The 17,690-nt window shown below is 33.9% G+C and carries 23 protein-coding genes and 1 other RNA gene; 5 read left to right on the top strand and 19 right to left on the bottom strand.

Features of this window, described 5'->3' with window-relative positions; all coding sequences use genetic code 11:
* Nucleotides 1-39: 39 nt before the first annotated feature.
* The 4 genes from BK579_RS14385 to BK579_RS14370 all read right to left on the bottom strand — a co-directional run bounded on the left by BK579_RS14385 (nt 40) and on the right by BK579_RS14370 (nt 2,340).
* Nucleotides 40-435: an acyl-CoA thioesterase gene (locus tag BK579_RS14385; protein WP_078546573.1), complete on the bottom strand. Its 396-nt coding sequence runs from the start codon at nt 433-435 to the stop codon at nt 40-42.
* Nucleotides 436-455: 20 nt separating this feature from the next.
* A complete protein-coding gene (locus BK579_RS14380) occupies nt 456-650 on the bottom strand; it encodes a hypothetical protein (RefSeq protein ID WP_078546571.1) in 195 nt (64 codons plus the stop codon).
* 250 nt (nt 651-900) lie between these two features.
* Nucleotides 901-1,503 carry a branched-chain amino acid aminotransferase gene (locus tag BK579_RS14375; RefSeq protein WP_235848431.1) on the bottom strand — a complete coding sequence of 201 codons (603 nt, stop codon included), beginning with the start codon at nt 1,501-1,503 and terminating at the stop codon, nt 901-903.
* A gap of 75 nt (nt 1,504-1,578) precedes the next feature.
* Nucleotides 1,579-2,340 (bottom strand): exodeoxyribonuclease III, encoded by a 762-nt coding sequence (locus BK579_RS14370; RefSeq protein WP_078546569.1) that lies wholly within the window; start codon nt 2,338-2,340, stop codon nt 1,579-1,581.
* Between the two features lie 150 nt (nt 2,341-2,490).
* On the opposite strand from BK579_RS14370, the gene BK579_RS14365 reads away from it, so the two are divergent.
* Together BK579_RS14365 and BK579_RS14360 are read left to right on the top strand one after the other, a co-directional pair.
* A complete protein-coding gene (locus BK579_RS14365) occupies nt 2,491-2,985 on the top strand; it encodes a L,D-transpeptidase family protein (protein WP_078546567.1) in 495 nt (164 codons plus the stop codon).
* Nucleotides 2,986-3,003: 18 nt separating this feature from the next.
* On the top strand, nt 3,004-3,690 hold the full coding sequence (locus tag BK579_RS14360) for an SIMPL domain-containing protein (protein WP_078546565.1): 687 nt from the start codon (nt 3,004-3,006) through the stop codon (nt 3,688-3,690).
* A 14-nt stretch (nt 3,691-3,704) separates the two neighbouring features.
* On the opposite strand, the gene BK579_RS14355 is transcribed toward BK579_RS14360, so the two are convergent.
* Entirely contained in the window at nt 3,705-4,295 is a 591-nt protein-coding gene (locus BK579_RS14355; RefSeq protein WP_078546563.1) for a molybdopterin-dependent oxidoreductase, read from the bottom strand.
* 200 nt (nt 4,296-4,495) lie between these two features.
* Here BK579_RS14355 and BK579_RS14350 point away from each other — a divergent pair, with 200 nt between their 5' ends.
* Entirely contained in the window at nt 4,496-5,527 is a 1,032-nt protein-coding gene (locus tag BK579_RS14350) for an LLM class flavin-dependent oxidoreductase (protein ID WP_078546561.1), read from the top strand.
* Between the two features lie 43 nt (nt 5,528-5,570).
* Here the strand turns inward: BK579_RS14350 and BK579_RS25650 are convergent, their stop codons facing one another.
* The 4 genes from BK579_RS25650 to BK579_RS14335 form a co-directional block, all read right to left on the bottom strand.
* Nucleotides 5,571-5,711: a hypothetical protein gene (locus BK579_RS25650; protein WP_169891148.1), complete on the bottom strand. Its 141-nt coding sequence runs from the start codon at nt 5,709-5,711 to the stop codon at nt 5,571-5,573.
* Between the two features lie 212 nt (nt 5,712-5,923).
* The gene (locus BK579_RS14345) at nt 5,924-6,124 is read right to left on the bottom strand and encodes a cold-shock protein (protein WP_078546559.1); all 201 of its coding nucleotides are present in this window, start codon (nt 6,122-6,124) and stop codon (nt 5,924-5,926) included.
* Nucleotides 6,125-6,240: 116 nt separating this feature from the next.
* The gene (locus BK579_RS14340; protein WP_078546557.1) at nt 6,241-7,155 is read right to left on the bottom strand and encodes a CBASS cGAMP-activated phospholipase; all 915 of its coding nucleotides are present in this window, start codon (nt 7,153-7,155) and stop codon (nt 6,241-6,243) included.
* 259 nt (nt 7,156-7,414) lie between these two features.
* The gene (locus BK579_RS14335; RefSeq protein WP_078546555.1) at nt 7,415-8,260 is read right to left on the bottom strand and encodes a polysaccharide deacetylase family protein; all 846 of its coding nucleotides are present in this window, start codon (nt 8,258-8,260) and stop codon (nt 7,415-7,417) included.
* A gap of 169 nt (nt 8,261-8,429) precedes the next feature.
* On the opposite strand from BK579_RS14335, the gene BK579_RS14330 reads away from it, so the two are divergent.
* Nucleotides 8,430-8,633: a hypothetical protein gene (locus BK579_RS14330; protein WP_078546553.1), complete on the top strand. Its 204-nt coding sequence runs from the start codon at nt 8,430-8,432 to the stop codon at nt 8,631-8,633.
* 61 nt (nt 8,634-8,694) lie between these two features.
* Here BK579_RS14330 and speD read toward each other — a convergent pair whose 3' ends face one another.
* The 4 genes from speD to BK579_RS14310 all read right to left on the bottom strand — a co-directional run bounded on the left by speD (nt 8,695) and on the right by BK579_RS14310 (nt 11,267).
* The gene (gene speD / locus BK579_RS14325) at nt 8,695-9,507 is read right to left on the bottom strand and encodes an adenosylmethionine decarboxylase (RefSeq protein ID WP_078546551.1); all 813 of its coding nucleotides are present in this window, start codon (nt 9,505-9,507) and stop codon (nt 8,695-8,697) included.
* Between the two features lie 144 nt (nt 9,508-9,651).
* Nucleotides 9,652-10,290 carry a phosphotransferase gene (locus BK579_RS14320; protein ID WP_204524718.1) on the bottom strand — a complete coding sequence of 213 codons (639 nt, stop codon included), beginning with the start codon at nt 10,288-10,290 and terminating at the stop codon, nt 9,652-9,654.
* Between the two features lie 69 nt (nt 10,291-10,359).
* A complete protein-coding gene (locus BK579_RS14315; protein ID WP_078546547.1) occupies nt 10,360-10,677 on the bottom strand; it encodes a protein kinase family protein in 318 nt (105 codons plus the stop codon).
* Between the two features lie 50 nt (nt 10,678-10,727).
* Complete coding sequence (locus BK579_RS14310) at nt 10,728-11,267, bottom strand: HD domain-containing protein (RefSeq protein ID WP_139365195.1); 540 nt, start codon at nt 11,265-11,267, stop codon at nt 10,728-10,730.
* An 80-nt stretch (nt 11,268-11,347) separates the two neighbouring features.
* Here BK579_RS14310 and ssrS point away from each other — a divergent pair.
* A non-coding RNA gene (gene ssrS / locus BK579_RS14305) (6S RNA) lies at nt 11,348-11,543 on the top strand.
* A 338-nt stretch (nt 11,544-11,881) separates the two neighbouring features.
* On the opposite strand, the gene BK579_RS14300 is transcribed toward ssrS, so the two are convergent.
* The 6 genes from BK579_RS14300 to BK579_RS14280 all read right to left on the bottom strand — a co-directional run bounded on the left by BK579_RS14300 (nt 11,882) and on the right by BK579_RS14280 (nt 17,536).
* Nucleotides 11,882-12,544: a phosphotransferase gene (locus BK579_RS14300; protein ID WP_078546543.1), complete on the bottom strand. Its 663-nt coding sequence runs from the start codon at nt 12,542-12,544 to the stop codon at nt 11,882-11,884.
* 28 nt (nt 12,545-12,572) lie between these two features.
* Complete coding sequence (locus BK579_RS14295) at nt 12,573-13,094, bottom strand: YfiT family bacillithiol transferase (protein ID WP_078546541.1); 522 nt, start codon at nt 13,092-13,094, stop codon at nt 12,573-12,575.
* A 144-nt stretch (nt 13,095-13,238) separates the two neighbouring features.
* A complete protein-coding gene (locus tag BK579_RS14290) occupies nt 13,239-14,123 on the bottom strand; it encodes a PhzF family phenazine biosynthesis protein (protein WP_328589280.1) in 885 nt (294 codons plus the stop codon).
* A 286-nt stretch (nt 14,124-14,409) separates the two neighbouring features.
* On the bottom strand, nt 14,410-14,577 hold the full coding sequence (locus BK579_RS25645; protein WP_169891147.1) for a hypothetical protein: 168 nt from the start codon (nt 14,575-14,577) through the stop codon (nt 14,410-14,412).
* Nucleotides 14,578-14,678: 101 nt separating this feature from the next.
* Nucleotides 14,679-16,034 (bottom strand): aspartate aminotransferase family protein, encoded by a 1,356-nt coding sequence (locus tag BK579_RS14285; RefSeq protein ID WP_078546537.1) that lies wholly within the window; start codon nt 16,032-16,034, stop codon nt 14,679-14,681.
* A gap of 38 nt (nt 16,035-16,072) precedes the next feature.
* On the bottom strand, nt 16,073-17,536 hold the full coding sequence (locus tag BK579_RS14280; RefSeq protein WP_078546535.1) for a CoA-acylating methylmalonate-semialdehyde dehydrogenase: 1,464 nt from the start codon (nt 17,534-17,536) through the stop codon (nt 16,073-16,075).
* Nucleotides 17,537-17,690: the final 154 nt, after the last annotated feature.

Raw genomic sequence — 17,690 nt, 5'->3', positions numbered from 1 at the left:
ATCGTTGCCTTTATATTTTTGCAATGACGTCTTCCTATATTATTTACTATATAAATGCTGTTCTAATTGAATTCTAATATCATCTGGAATAATCTCTGATTGCTGAGTACTCTTATTGAAGTTCACATATACAACCGTTCCTTTAGCACATAAAACGTTAGCTTGGTAAAGTTCTTCATAAAGTTCTAAACTAGAATTTCCAATCTTTTTAACCCAAGTATGTACAACTATATCTCTACCAAAATAAATTTGTTGAAGGAAATCAATATCCATATGTAGGATAATCATCCTCCAGTTTTCGAAGGAACAATCAGGTGTGAAAAGTTTGAAAATTTCATTTCTGCCTGCTTCGAACCATATTGGAATGGTTGTGTTATTTATATGACCAACGCCATCCGTTTCTGATACACGAGGTACTATCGTTGTGTAAAACATGGTCTCCCTCCAATACTAGATTAATAGGATCTTTTATTAATGTTTTTCTGCTTTTGCATAATATCAAATGATTTTTGAATTATGTCAGTTAGCACATCACCTTTATAGATTCTACCAACCTTAGTATTCTCTTGGTAATATTCGACAATTTCATCAAGTTGTTCAGATGTTTCTTTACTAATCCTAACATTAAGTTGAATTCTCTCTTCGTTCATTTTGTCCCTCCTATCAAACTGATATTAAAGTGATATCAAGTGCTAGCACTATGCTATCACTCATAATACACAGAGTCAAACAAAAATGCTAGTATAATAATCTAAAAATTATGAATTATCTTTGTATTAATACATAAAAATAATAGAGCAAGTCCTACCGCCCCTGTACCAGCTGCTTGTAATATTCTGCTGAACAGGAGCAAGTAAAATTGTTTTGATATTGTTATGAGTTCTATCAATTAGTTATGAATCAGTGAGATATTTGATCCTCGATAAATTCTTTTAATCTAAAAATTGTTCTATATAAAAGGTTATATGCTTCTGCAATTGACATATTTTCATTAAACTCTTCCATTCCATTTAATTCAATATTAAGACTCCATAAACCATCTTCTTGACTAAACATTAAATCATAAGTACTTTCATTGATTTCTTGGTTTAGAAACGTTTTTATTAATTGTTCATGTTTCTTTTGAACCTTGAAACCTAACATAAAATCAAAATGACCAAAAACATCATCTAGTTCAAGAGATACAGAATCGACTCCTATAACGTCAAACCAGTTTGATTCTAGGTAAACAAAAAGGTTTTTGTTTACTTTAAGATATTGAAGGGATTGTTCTAGGAATTCTCCTCCTTCTGTTGAGACTACGTTCTCACTCTCTTTATCACAAAGTTCAATATAAGCATCTTTAAACTTTTTAATTGAACTATTTTCAATGATAATAAAAGTATATTTGTCCTTAATTTCAAGTCTTTTCAAGTAAGCATCTTCTTCTTTGAAAATTCCAATCACATCTGAATTACTTTCATCGTACGTTGAGAGATAGTTATGAAGTGGTTCCTTTAACATATTAATAGTCTCCTCTTATAAAAATTTAATATCATAACTTCTATTATTGCCTAATAACTGTTGAGTAAAAACATTTTACTTAAATGCAATTTCAATAACAACTGGACAATGATCACTGCCCAATACATGCGAGTGAATCTCTGAATTTACTAAATCCTCTTTTAAACACTCTGATAAAATAAAATAATCAATTCTCCAGCCAATATTACGTTCGCGAACTTTGCTCATGTATGACCACCATGTATACGCTTCTGTTTTATCAGGATAAAGATGTCGAAATGAATCCACAAACCCACTTTCAAGCAACTTTGACATTTTTTCTCTTTCTTCATCTGTGAACCCAGAATTTCCTTTATTTGGTTTAGGATTTCTAAGATCAATTTCTTGATGAGCCACATTTAAATCACCGCAAAGAACAACAGGTTTTATTTTATCCAACTCAAGTAAATATGCTCTAATTTGTTCTTCCCAAGTTAATCGAAAGTCGATTCTTGCCAAGTCTCTCTGAGAATTAGGAGTATATACGTTAACTAGAAAGTAGCTTTCATATTCAAGTGTTATGATCCTTCCTTCTGGTTCATCTTCCAATGATCCTATCCCATATGAGACTGTTAATGGTTTCAGCTTACTGAAAACAGCAGTCCCGGAGTATCCCTTCTTTGTAGTAGCATAGTTCCAATATTGATGGTAACCATTGAGTTCTAGTTCGATTTGTCCCTCTTGTAGCTTAGTTTCTTGGATGCAGAATACGTCTGCATCCATCTCTTTAAAGTAATCCAAAAATCCCTTGCGTACACATGCCCTTAAACCATTGACATTCCAAGATATTAGTTTCATTTTTTATTCGATATCTCCTATTATTTAAGTACTAATAGTAATATAGCTTAAAAATAAAGGTTTAACTAAGAATTTGCTTAATCATCCTTAAACTTCTGAATAGAAACCACATATACTATCAAAAATGTACAGAAAAGAGCTGAGTAGAAATTGATTCATACAGTCAAAGCTGGTGAGATGCTTTGGTCGATTGCGGAAGATTATCGTTTACCTATAGATTCAATCATTAAGGCGAATCCAACATTAAATCCTAATCAGTTATATGTAGGACAAAAAATAACAATTCCAGGCTTTCCTCCTATTGAAACCTTATCGTATTCAATCTTTATAAAGTTAAGTGAAAGAAAATTAACACTACGAAAGAATGGAACAATATTACAATCATATCCCATCGCTGTTGGCCGAGATGAACATCCTACACCAATCGGTAATTTTATCATTATTAATAAAGCACCAAATCCAGGTGGGGTATACGGAACGATGTGGATGAGCATTTCTAAAAAACATTATGGTATACATGGAACAAATAATCCTTCCTCTATTGGTAAATTTGTTTCTAGAGGATGTATTAGAATGCATAATAAAGACGTTGAGGAACTCACTGGAATAATCCCAGTAGGAACACCAGTAACGATTTTGAATTAGAAAAAGGAGATTTTAGTAATGAGTTATTATGAACCCCCAGTCTCATTTGCAAGAATCAGCCCGAATAATATGGAGCTAAAAAATGTAATAAAACTAGAAGGAGAAGGGAAATTATCAATTATGCCCGATTTGGCTACAGTTACAATTGGAATCATGACAGAGAATAAAAGTGTTGTAGCCGCGCAGCAGGAAAATGCAAGTAGGACAACAAAAGTTCTCGAAACCCTAAAAACTTTTGGTGTTTTGGATAGAAATATTCAAACGATTAATTATTTAATTCAGCCTATTGTTCAATATATAGATGGCAAATCAATTAACCAAGGATTTCAAGTTACACATCTGTTGGAAATAACTGTAAAGGACATCGAATCTGTTGGTTCAATTTATGATATTGCAATTAACGCAGGTGCAAATATCAGTAAGAGTTTGAATTATAAAGTCGATAACCCAAGTCTTCATTACCATCAGGCACTTGAGAACGCATTAAAAAATGCACAGGCAAAGGCAGTCAAATTAGCTAAATATTTGAGAGTTTCAGTTAACTTAATTCCTATAAAAATAATTGAACAAGATCAACAGGTGATCCCGTTCGATCAGCCAGTCTACTCTTTCCAAGCTGAACAAAGCACGCAGGTTCAACCTAGAGAAGTACAAATCACTGCTAAAATTAGCGCATTTTTTGTTTATAATGAATGGAATAGCTAGTACTCTGATGTTACTTAACGATAGCGCTCTTCTTTATATGGATTAGCAGTCATCGAATATCCCATCTCTTCCCAAAATCCAGCCTCATCTTCTCTCATAAATTTGATCCCTGATACCCACTTTGTACCCTTCCATAAATAAAAGCTTGCTGGGGGTATAAAGCGAAACGGAAAGCCATGCTTTGGGGTGATGTCCTGTAATTGACTTTCGCTGTCACCCCATTTATCGACAAATAAGGCATCATCACCTAAAAGAGAATTTAAAGGCAAATTTGCAGAATATCCAAACATATCACCATTATAATACCCATATATTTTTACATATTCTACACCTCCATTTAAGTTCACCAAGCTTACTAATTCGCGGAAAGGAACTCCTTGAAAAAACGTTCCAAACTTTGACCATGTTGTTACACAATGCATATCAATCGTTGATATTACTTTAGGTAAGCTTGAAAATTCTTTGAAAGTTAGGATCACTTCTTTATCAACTTCACCAAAAAGCTTGAATCCCCAATGCTCTTGATTGAATAAATAAATATCACCCTGATGGAGGATTGGCCAAGTATCAGTTTCAAATTGTCCTGGTGGAAGTTTGTTTGTCATTAACAATCAACCTTTCATATATAATTTGAAATGTGTATTGAGAATCTTTTATGTATAGCCTTCTTTACGTGGAAGAAAATAAACTGATTATCTAATTAAGCATTATGTTTTGAGCTTATTAACTCTGTTGTTAAAATAATAATGTATCTTACAAAAATATTCATATTAGTTATAAAATAATAAAGAAAGAAGATGAAATAATGTCTCAAAATAAACATGGTAAATCATTACAAGATATATCACTTTCTGTACTGGACTTAGCACCAATAGTTGAAGGTGGTAACGCTTCTCAAGCATTAAAAAACACACTTGATCTTGCCCAAAATGCAGAAAAATTGGGATATACACGATTTTGGTTAGCAGAACATCATAATATGCCCGGTATTGCAAGTTCAGCAACATCTGTGGTTATTGGTCATGTTGCAGCCGGAACGGCAACAATCAGGGTTGGTTCTGGTGGGATTATGCTTCCCAATCATGCACCATTAGTGATTGCAGAACACTTTGGAACATTAGAATCACTTTTCCCGGGGCGAATTGATTTAGGTTTGGGACGAGCTCCAGGTACTGATCAACTAACTGCTCAAGCCTTGAGAAGAGACAGAAGAAGTGATGGTCAAGATTTTCCTGAACAATTAGCGGAGCTAAGAAGTTATTTTGACCCTTCTCTACGTTCTGGGGAAATGGGGGTACGAGCAGTCCCAGGAGAAGGTTTAGACATTCCAATCTGGCTATTAGGCTCAAGTGGATTCAGTGCTCAACTTGCTGCCCAATTAGGATTGCCTTTTGCTTTTGCTAGTCACTTTTCACCAAACTACACATTACAAGCTTTAGAGCTATATCGAAATCAATTTAGACCTTCTTCTGTCCTAAGTGAACCTTATGCAATGGTTGGAGCAAATGTAATTGCTGCTGATACAGATATGGAAGCACAAAGACTGGCAACTTCTCTTCAACAGCAGTTTTTAAATTTAATTCGTAACAAACCAGGTAAGCTTCAACCACCTGTTGATAGTATGGAGGGAATTTGGAGCGATTACGAAAAGGCAGCTCTCCAACAACAGCTAGGTTCATCCATTATTGGTGGTCCAGAAACAGTTAAACATGGACTTCAACGGTTTTTAGCTGAAACCCAGGCAGACGAAATCATGATTACTGCTCATGTTTATGATCATCAAGCAAGAGTAAAGTCTTATGAAATCATTTCAGAAGTGGCAAGTTTAAATAAGTAAAATACAAAGGCAGTAATTTTATTGGATTACTGCCTTTGTATTTTTAATCGTTTTTTATGACATTTTCGATATTTTCCGTTCCATCTTCAGTTAGTACTTCTTCTTCCCTACGATCCTCTTCTGTTGCATAGTGAAAGTTGGTTAATTTACCTGTATCTTTTGGTTGGAAGGCTTCTTTTTTCATTGGTGTTTCCTCCTTCGTTTCGTGTGAATATGAACAAAGTTATTATCACTTTATCTACAAGAAATTATTCAAATCAACCACCCAAATACTCGAGGTTAAATAGTTGCAATTTTAATGACAAAAATAAAATGCCGGTCATTTAAGACCAGCATTTTACTCAATGATTAAATTCAGTTACAGATGTAAGATAAAATAATCTTTATTTCGTTATTTTATACTTTACGAACGTTAGTCGCTTGTGGACCACGTTGACCATTTTCGATGTCAAAAGTAACTTCTTGACCCTCATCTAGGCTTTTATACCCATCACCTTCGATTGCGGAAAAATGTACAAAGACATCTTCCCCACCTTCACGCTCAATAAAGCCGAAGCCCTTTTCGCTGTTAAACCATTTTACTTTACCTTGTTCCATTTTTGTTCCTCCTAGCATGTTGCTAACCAAAATTGCAATTTTAACTTGCATTTATTCTTATTCCCATATGAAATATATTTTAAACGCAAATTTAAAATTTACTCAAATTTAATTTTTTATTCACTTAGAAAAAAATTTTTTATTTCTTCTTTTTTTTCCGTAAATACCTCTTTTCCTAGTTCAATAAGTGGAAAAATAGAATCAATATCATCAAAGGGAATTTCTTTTCCTAATTCGCAATTAATACGCAAATAATTTTTTCCTAAAAGTTGTTGGCAATGATAAGTAACGGATTCAGAAGATAAGTTCAAAGCAAGATCTATTAGCTTCGGGGTAAACTTCATTTCGGGAAAATGAAAAGGAAGCCACTTCTTTAGTCCCCAGTATTTATTTTGGTCTATTGAATAATGAATTGTTTGAATACCAGTTCCTAGAGAGAATATTTTAATATCTTTGAGGTCTTCATTAAAATGATGTAAAGCGTCTGTAATGCAAACTAATGAAGGATTATTTGCCCACAATCCGCCGTCGATTGATAAATAGTTATTTTTTACATTATTGGGTGGAAAATAAATAGGTGCTGAGCATGAAGAGAGAACAGCATCCCATAATTCAATAGATAAGTCTTTACTTTCAGGGTGACCAAAGTTCGATCGATGAACATATGGTTTACCATTTGAAGCATTTACTGCTGGGATAAGAAGTGGCTTGTCAATATCTTCTAATGAGATACCTCTAAATGCTTCTTTTAAGTACTTTCGTAAATATTGATCGCTATAAATACTCTTGAATAACCCAAACTTAGATTTCGGAATAAATATTTTTTTTCCATATTGTTCATAACTCTGTAGCACATCACTCATTTTTCTTTTCATAGTAATTGATGCAGCAATTATCGAACCGGTACTGGTTCCTGCAATCACATCAAAATAGTTGCTAATGCACTCACCTAATTCATTTTCAATTTGTTTTAGAATAGAGATGGCAAACACTCCACGTATGCCCCCACCGTCAATACATAAAATTTTCATCGCATTCACCCTAAACTTTGACACTTTTGTTAATAGTTTCACCTGAATTTGATGAAGATATGTTAGGGAACTAGCGTTCGAGGAATCACAATATTTTGTGCAAACAATCCTCTTAAAATCCAACATTCAAATTGAGATAGAAAATTCCACATAATCCTATATCCATATTGAGGTTTTCTAGTTCAACACAATCAAATAGTAAGGAGAGAGCGCAAAAAAAGAGTTATCTGCGTATTAGATAACTCCCTAAATTTTATCTCTATTTCTGGTAAGGTAGATCTACTAATTCAGGAACTGTAACAAATTCTAAGCCTTGTTGTTTTAGTACTGGTATAAGCTGTTCTACTGATTTTATAGTATTTGTTCGATCTCCGTCCCACTCAGCTCCATCATGCATTAGAATGATAGCTCCTGGATGAATATTACTTGTGATAGTATAGGTAATCACTTCTGGAGCAGATTCTTGCCAATCTAAGGAATCAACGGACCAACCTATTACAGAGTAATTCATCTGTGCTAGTTTTTCTACTAGTTCGTTATATAAAAAACCATACGGTGCTCGAAAAAGCTTAGTACGATATCCTAATAACTCTTCAAGGACTCTTTCTGTTTGAGTTACTTCTCTTTCGAGTGTAGCTAAGTCCCCTTGTTCAACTAGGTTTGGATGCCAATATGTATGGTTACCAATTATATGCCCCTCAGCTTGGATTCGTTTCACTAAATCAGGGAATGCTTCTGCCCTAGCTCCCATCAAGAAAAATGTAGCCTTTACATTATTCTTCTTTAATACGTCTAATAACTGTGGAGTAAATCTTGGATCAGGTCCATCATCAAAGGTGAGGGCCACTTGATTCTTACCTACAGGTCCACGTAATATAACAGTGTCGGGATAACGTTGTTGTAAAACAATGTTTGATACTGGGTTCCGTATACGTTCAGCAGCTTCAGAGCCTCCTTTTGGTTGAGGAAGCTCCTCATCAGTTGGTTGCCCAATATCAGACCAGCCGAAGCCTAAACTCTGCCCACTAGCATAGGTAACACCACAACACTGAAGAATTAAAAACGAAACAAGTAGCCAAAGATATATTTGCTTGTTGTTTTTCATTATTTTTCTCCTTATTCAGACTATTGTCATTTGTTATTTTCTTAAAATATGTATTTGTTATTCATAGTAATGAAAAAAGTTAGATTTTTCACAAAGAAGCTAGTTCAAATCATAAGACAGCCTATATTTTAATATGCTTAAAGTAAGAATCCTTTAAGGAGGTCAAAGAGTGAAAATTCTTAATAAAATTGCTCTGTTCTTTGTTGTTTTATATTCCGTGATCATTATCATGAATACTTATTTAAACGACTTCGAACGAATTCAAACAAATGTTGTTATTCTTCTAATGAACGGATTTGCTTATATCGTTTCATCTATTGAATTAGAGAGGGAAAAAGAAAACCTCACTCGAAGGGTAACAATCGAGCATTAGAGTTGGTGAAAAATAAAATGGGTTATGTTCAACTGAATTTGAACATAACCCAATGATATGCTTAATGCGTTTGTATATTTTTCCCATAAAAAATTTCATCCATCTCGGATTTTAATCTTTCAGTTATCTCTTCAGCTTCATCTTTTGATAACTTTTCCTTGGTATATCCAAATAAATAATTATTTAAATCAAATTCTTTTAACCTGCATTTTGTGTGAAATGTATGTTCTTGATAAATATTAACATCAATCATGTCGAACTCTTCCTTAACTTCATCTGGAATATAATTTTGGATAGAACTTATTTCGTGATCAATAAACAATTTATGTCCATTAATATCTCGAGTGAATCCCCTAACGCGATAATCAATTGTCATAATATCTGTATCGAAAGAGTGAATAAGGTAATTTAACGCTTTAAGCGGTGAGATTTCTCCACAAGTAGATACATCAATATCCGCTCTAAAGGTACTTATTCCTTCATCAGGGTGATATTCTGGATAAGTATGAACCGTTATATGACTCTTATCTAGCTGTAACACAACATTATCAGGTAATGGCCCCGGTGATTCATCAAAAGATTCAGTAGGAACTTCTACTACAGGTCCCTCAGAAACTAATACAGTGACACTTGCCCCTTGGGGAACATAATCTTGTTTAGCAACATTTAATATATGTGCTCCAATAATATCGGATACGTTTGATAATATTTTAGTTAGTCTATCGGCATTATATTGTTCATCTATATACTCAATATAAGCCTCCCGTTCTTCCTTTGTACGTGTATAACATATATCGTACATATTAAAGCTAAGTGATTTAGTTAAATTATTAAATCCGTGGAGAGTTACACGTTGTTCAGGTGTAAGCTTCATTCTATTCTTCCCCCTTATTATACTTCTCGCTTAAAAAAGATAAATCACCTTGAATTAAGGAGCTATAATTACAACTTGTCGACTAAATATTTTTATATTACCCATATTTTTATAAAAAAAACAGTGAACTCGAAAGTTGCACCGTTAACTTATTTGAGATATCCACTTTTCAATTAACATATTTTCATGATCATTCATCCATTTTATGCTTTCTATTGTTTTATCTACTTGCTCTTTTAAAATATGTGACTGATCTTTTCCATCTATAAAACGTCCTAAAAAGTGAATAAACACATCTAGCCGTCTAAGTTTAATTAATAAAGGTAGGAATTGAACCTCATCAAAAGTATATGACTGAACCGATATAAGGCCTGAAATATATCTTTCAAGGTTTCTCCTTAGCTGGTCTAATACTGGTTCTTTTATGATAAGTTCAGATATACTAACCGCGGCTTCCATTATTCTTAAATCATATGTTACGAACTCAAAATCTAAAAACGCAATTATCTTATTTTCATTGACCAAGACATTTGACTCATTCAAGTCACCATGAATGAGTTGATGTGGGAGATTTTTCAATAGATGTGCTTGCTCCTGAAACAACAACAATTGCTCTAAAATACTTTCTAAGGATAATTTGTAATCCTCAAACTCCTTTGGTGAATACATGCACCATTGTATTACTTTTGGTATTGGACATTTTGGGTGTGAATGTTCTATTTCGTAATAAGGGCGGTAAACGAACGGTTGCTCGAGATGTAGTTCTGATAGTGCTTTTAACAAATTACCAGTGATTTGTCCGTATGAGAATAATAGGTCTTGATCTGTGAAGTTTGGATTTTCTCCTTTTATTTAACGATAAATACACGCGATCTTCTCAGATCCATCCAATAATTTTAGGTACGACCTCCCGTCAGGTAACAGTAAAGGTACAGGTACTTGAAATGTTAACCAATTTTTTTTATTTAATTTCAACAAAACCTCATGCTCTAGCTCAACCTTTTTATGATCATTGTGGGTTTGGTATACCCTAAGTATGAACTGTTCTCCATTCACGTTAATTAGTCTTGTAGTGTTGTTATAACCATTATTTTGTTTATAAATCTCTGAAGGTACGCTTCCAAAGTAGTTATATATGACACTTTGTATTTGTTTTTCTAAATTTTGCATTTAACACATTCTCCCTAAATTGATAAAACTTTATTTGACTGCCCTATAAACTAGTTGTCTCCAAAACATCTATTGACTTCTTCTTCTAGCTCTACAAACAAATTTTCATGTTTGATATGTAAAGATAAGCTTTGAATAATTCCACGGTAATACCACTCTTGCTTAACTTTTCCTCTTTTGAATTTCTGCCATACGCTTTCACCAGACATATCCACGTCTTGAATGATGCTTCTTATGTTATGTAATTTGTCAGCACAAACAATTAAACAAACTTCCTTTGGAGCCGTTTTAAGAAAATCAATGGTATGTTGCTTTCTCTCTTCCCAAGAGTTTTCTTTATTTGGCTCGCTACTTCCAGCGACATAACTTGCTACTTTACTTCCAAATTTGTTCTTAATATCTTCCAGTGTTAAGTTCGTATCTTCAACAGTATCATGTAAAATTCCAGCACAAATAACTTCATCACTACACCCCGAGTGTGCCAGATACATTCCCACATTATAAGGATGTGTTATATAGGGTATATTTGTTAACTTCCTAAATTGCCCATGATGAGCAATCGTTGCTTCCTCTATTGCTAAGCTAATCATATTCAAAATTACCATCACCCTTCAATATTAATTTTTGTCATTTGTCATTTGTAATCTGAAGTAATTTGTTATATTATAATAACAAGCTGCATTGTTCGTAATGATAATAAAGTTTTAACCTTTAAGCTGTAATAGGGAGTTTTACATCGAAGCCCGAATGGCAAGCCTCTGTCTACACGACAAGGAGGACAAACAGGAATGCTTCTGCGAACACCCACTTTGAGGAGTGGTGGTTTAAAACTTTCTTACTTAGATTACGGCAATTGCGGCTTTTTAATTAACTTCAAATTCTCCTCATTCTTCTTATCGGAATAAATTTTTATTCCTTTTCACCCATTCTCTAACAGTGTTATACCTTTCAATCTGGTCAATTAAAACCTTTTGTGAACTACTTCCCATTATATACCTTGCAAGAAAATGGAAATTCAAGACCAACATTCTAACTTCTATTAAGATTAACATTGCATTCAGTTCTTCTTGTTTCAAATCTTAATAGTTTTATTTAACCCAGTGAAAAATTGTTTGAATATATAATTAAGATTATCACTTTCAGACCTAATAAATTGAATCAAAGCAATAGCGATCTCACTTGCTCTAAAGTCGGGACTGCAAAATTAGAAATCTAGAATTGAACTTATTTGTCCATCACTCCATAACAAATTACTAGCCATCATATCACCATGAATGATTTGTATTGGTAAATCATTCTTTAACAGTTTAACTTCTGTCAAAATCCTGTTTAAATCATCAGAAAGTATAGCTATTTCGTTTGAACTTACTGTATCAGTTCTTTCTAGTAGCTCCTTCCAGTTTTCACCATTTACTAATGCTGGGTCTGTAAATATCTCGAAGGTAGGTAAATAAGGTGAATCATCAAGATTTTTTACATTTTCCAACGCTGATAACAGTTCTCCTATACAGATACCAAACTCCTGAAAATCCATTTCATTTCTAGTTAATGGATGACCTACACAAAAAGGATAAAGGGTTATAATTGTTCTTTCTTCAGAAATAAAAAAAAAAGTCTTATTATATTTAGTTTTTATAGGTGCTGGGACATTAAAAGATAAATTCTGCTCCGACAAAAAATTAAGTACTTTATGCTCATAACTTAATTTTTCTCTTAAATGTTCTTCTATTAACTTCATAACAAAGTTTTCATTTGTTGCTGTATTGACTTTTAAAACCTTATTATTGGCTCCTTGCTCCGTCTCCCAAATTTTATCTATTATAAGGTTATAATGAGTAAAAAGGTATTCTTTTACGTTATTATACATTTTCTATTATTCTCTTTTCTTATGATTGTTAATTCCAAATCATTCGCTTCTTCAGCTCTGTTATATGTGCAATATGATGATTTCCATGCCAAGCATACAACCCGATGTTTCGACCAAGAGGCATTAAACCTAATTCAGGATGTGTGAACGTCCTTTTTAAATCTTCTTCTGTTAGTGTAGTTAGAATATTAATCCATCTTTTATGTAGTGATTCTAATAAAGAAATTGAAAGGTGGATGGGTAATGTTGAATCAGGGAGTTCTGCCCACTTGTCTTCTTTGTATGTCTTGATTATTGGATTTTCCTCAGTTAAAGCTAACTTAAACCGGATATAAGCATTCATATGGCTGTCTGCAAGATGATGAACTACTTGACGAATGGTCCATCCATCAGGACGATACGGTGTATTAAGTTGCTCGTCGGTCAAGTTTGTTACAGTTTCTTTCAGCTTTTTAGGCATATTTTCAATACTCTGAATCCAAGTTTTTACAACGCTATTTGATATTTCTCTATCAATCTCAAAAATTCCAATTGGATATTGTAAGTCCATTAATAACCATCCTCCGCAAATCTTTTAGTTTTATTGATTGTAGCAAATTGATGTAAGACTGTTGTTTGCACAAAGGGGGCACTGATCTTACTCCTCAGGAAGAGCCCTGCGAAGAAAACACCCCCATGTTAATCAAATTATATTTTAGATAAAGATATCACCTTTAATAATCGTCACTGCACTACCCCCAACCTTGATCCTAATGTCTTTCTCTCTGTTGTCAGCTATAATATGTAGAAAACCTGGTCTACCAACAGAATGACCTTGTGCGATCGTAAACTGATGAGATTGACCTTGTTCAATAATTCCTTCATGTAATAAATACCCTGCGAGCGCACCGTTTGCCGCTCCTGTTACGGGATCCTCGTCTATTCCAACTGCCGGCGCAAAATCTCTTGTATATAAAGTACAATGATCCAATTCACTGTCAAACGTAAAAAGATGTGTAGTTGCAATATTATACTGAATGTTATGATCTCTTAAATTCTTCATATTTGGAATAGCTTGATCGATTGCTTTTCTAGTTTTAACTGGTATTAGCAAGTGCCAATTTCCAGTGAAAGATAACTTTATTGGAAATGTTTCTTCAAAATCACTTTCTGTAACTCCTATTAACTTAGCTAATTCTTCACGTGAAGTTTTTATTTCTTTAATTCTTGGTTCAACTTGAGTCATCATAATCTGAGATACTTTGTCTTCCTTTTTGATAATTTCAAGTGGTATGAGTCCTATATTTGTTTTAAACATGATTTCTTTCTTGTTCCAATCAAGTTCGTTGGCAACAATCCATGCTGCGCTCAAGGTAGCATGTCCACAAAAGTCGATTTCTGTTGTTGGAGTAAAATATCGAATCTCGAAATCATATTCTTTACTACTTGTAGTAAAAAGAAATGCAGATTCTGATAAATTTAATTCTCTCGCAACTTTTTGCATAACGCTGTCTTCCAATCCTTGTGCATTAGGAATTACCCCAGCTGGATTTCCTCCAAAAGGTTCATCTGTAAATGCATCAACTTGAAAAAACTTCATATTCCCCATAAAAACACTTCCTTTTATATTATAACGAATTTATAATTCGACACTTTCACTGTGTAACCCTTTATTTAAGGCCTTTTTCGTAAAACTGTGTTGCTTTTAGAGGTCTCTTAAAATCACTATGAACTTGGTAAAGTGGCATCTTTTCTTCCTAAATGATAACCATAACATCAAGTTAAATAGTGTATTCTACTTAAAAAAAGGGCAATTAGCAACAATCTTTCAGAAAAGAGCCTTATTTAAAAAAACCATGTGATTTTATTTTCACATGGTTCTTTTATTAATGTCTTTCGATCGTATTCTCAATCACTTCTGTTATTGTAATATCAGACTTATCATTTTCCAAAGCACCTGCAAGTATCGATTCAGCCTGCGTCTTATCCGTTATATTGTACTCGTTCATAATACCCTCGATATAGTAGTTCAATATTTCATCTAAACTTTTCATAAGAAGATTCCTCCAAGATCATAGTTAAACATATTATCTGCTTACGACCACTTGTTTATAACTAATCAGTGGATAATCTTATGAAATAGAGAAGAGGAAAGTCATTTAATCATGTTTATTCCATCTATTAGTGTTTTCGTTAAATATTCTATTTCCTCGACTTCAATACTAAGTGGTGGTGATAATGTTAAAACATTATTATACCCTGCTACGGTCATACCATTTTTTCCAATTAACACCCCTTTTTGTTTGCAATATGATATCACTTGATTTACTTTTTCGATTTCTAAGGGTTCTTTCGTTTTTCTGACTGCTACTAATTCAATCCCTATTAGAAGACCCTTACCTCTAATGTCACCCACAAATGGATGGTTAACTAATTCCTTGGACAATTCATTTAAAAGGTTAGCTCCAAGCATTTCAGAACGTTGGAACAAATTTTCATGTTCCATGATTTCAATATTTTTTAATGCAAGTGAACATGCTGCAGGATTACCCCCAAATGTATTAATATGACGAAAAAAGTCATATTCCTCTTGACCATTAAAAGCCTCATAAATCTCTCTTCGTACTGCAGTTGCCGATAACGGTAAATATCCACTGGTAATTCCTTTAGCCATCGTTATAATATCTGGTTTTACGCCATAATTCATAAATCCAAATGGTTTTCCAGTTCGGCCGAAGCCACAAATAACTTCATCAATTATTAAAAGGGCACCATGTTTATCACAAACTTCTTTAATCCCCTTTAAATAATAATCATTGGGAACAAGTACACCACCACCGGTTATAATTGGTTCCATAATCATTGCCGCAATAGAATCGGAATGTTCCCAAGTCATCACACGGTCTACTTCCTTAACTGAAACCAGATGCCTTGGATCTTTCACATCTTTGTCATCATCTCGGTATACATCTGGTGGTGAGACATGGATAAAACCTGGAGCAAGCTGTTCATATTTCAATTTTCGTTGTGCCTGCCCAGTAGCCGCCAAGGTTCCCATTGTATTTCCATGGTACCCACGATATCTTGATATAATTTTATAACGGTGATATTCCCCTTTTTGCTGATGATATTGCCTTGCAATCTTAAAAGCGGTTTCATTAGCCTCTGACCCACTATTTGAAAAGAAGATAACATAATCTCCTCCGAGCATTTCATTTAATTTCTCAGCGAGTTTAATAGCTGGAATATGACTTTGTGTTAATGGATAATAAGCCATTTCTTTTAACTGTTCATATGCTGCAACAGCTAATTCCTTTCTTCCATACCCTATATTTACACACCACAAACCCGCCATGGCATCAAGGTATTTCTTTCCATTACTGTCTGTAATCCATGACCCATCTGCCTTCTCCACTACCATTGTTGAACTTGGATGGTACGGTTTCATAGAATGCCAAACATATTTTTCATCATTCGCAAGATAATCATTCAAATGTTCAACCTTTTCCATCTAACCTCACTTCCTTTCAAAGGGTGTTCAATTAGAAACTAAAAATCAAAACGGGAGGTAATCATTTTTTTCTTTGTATAAAAATTAATCCCATCCTTTCCGTTCACATGTAAATCCCCGTAAAAGGAATCCTTCCAACCGGAAAAAGGAAAAAAGGCCATAGTGGCTGGAACACCTACATTGATACCTAACATGCCAGCATCTGCTTCTTCTCTAAATTGTCGAATTGCTTTTGCATCCTTTGTATAGATGGTAGCTCCATTTCCATATCTTGATTGACTGATAAAATCTAAAGCTTGATCAATCGTACTAGCTCTTAAAAGACTAAGAACTGGTGCGAAGATTTCATCTTGTGCAATCTTCATTGATGGAGATACATCATCAAAGATGGTTGGACCGAGGAAATAACCTTCCGTTTTGCTTGTATCATACCGACCATCTTTTATTAATTTTGCTCCTTCATTAATTCCAATCTCGATATAGGACAAGACCTTTGCTTTATGTTCCTTTGAAATAACAGGTGTAAGCAATACTTCGTCATCCATACCATTTCCAATCACTAATTCAGAAGACTTTTTGCATAATAGATCAACAAATTCATCATTCTCTCCTACTATGATTACAGCACTACAAGCCATACATCTTTGTCCAGCACTACCAAACGAAGAACTTACGATATGCTCTACTGCTTTCTCTATATCGGCATCTTGCATTACAACATGATGATTTTTGGCACCAGATAATGCTTGAACTCTTTTCCCTTCCGCTGCCGCACGTTCATAAACAAATTTAGCTACTGGTTGGGAGCCAACAAAAGATATTGCTGAAACATCCTTATGTTCTAGTAAACCATTAACAACATCATGAGCACCATGAACAATGTTTAGTACTCCATCTGGAGCACCTGCTTGTGAAAATAACTCTCCAAGCTTATTAGCAAGGATAGGGGTTCGTTCAGATGGTTTAAGAACAAATGTGTTACCACAAGCAATGGCAAGCGGAAACATCCATAATGGAACCATCATCGGAAAATTATAAGGGGTAATACCACCTACAACACCAAGAGGATAACGAAACATTTCAGAATCAATATTTTCAGCTATATTCGAAAGAGTTTCCCCCATCATATGTGTAGGTGCACCAGCTGCAAACTCAACACATTCTATACCTCTTTGTACCTCACCATATGCTTCTTTATATGATTTTCCATTTTCCTGAACAATGAGTTTTGCTAGATCTTCGTGGTGTTCTGTTAATAGATAATGATATTTGTAAAATACTCGAGCCCTTTTTGGAACAGGAGTTGTTTTCCATTCTTTAAAAGCCTTTTTCGCTACATTTACCGCAATATTCACATCTTCTTTTGAAGATAATGTGACTCTAGCAATTAACTGTTCTGTAGCTGGGTTATATATTTCTTTTTGCTTTGAACTATTAGATTCTGTCCATTTTCCATCAATTAAATTTTTTATTATTTTTGTATTATGTTTTATGACAGTCAATTCTCTTCCCCCTAAGAATAAATATTAATTAAAGGCTCTTTTCTGAAAGATTGTTGCTAATTGACCTAGTTTAAAGTAAAACATCTATTTTTTCAGAACCATGGTTATCTTTTATGAAGAAAAGATACCACTTTACTTAGTTTAATAGTGAATG

Origin of the sequence: Litchfieldia alkalitelluris, from assembly GCF_002019645.1 — a bacterium.
Lineage (GTDB): Bacteria > Bacillota > Bacilli > Bacillales > Bacillaceae_L > Litchfieldia > Litchfieldia alkalitelluris.
The sequence above is the reverse complement of the archived record's forward strand: the minus strand, read 5'-3'. Positions and strand labels throughout refer to the sequence as shown.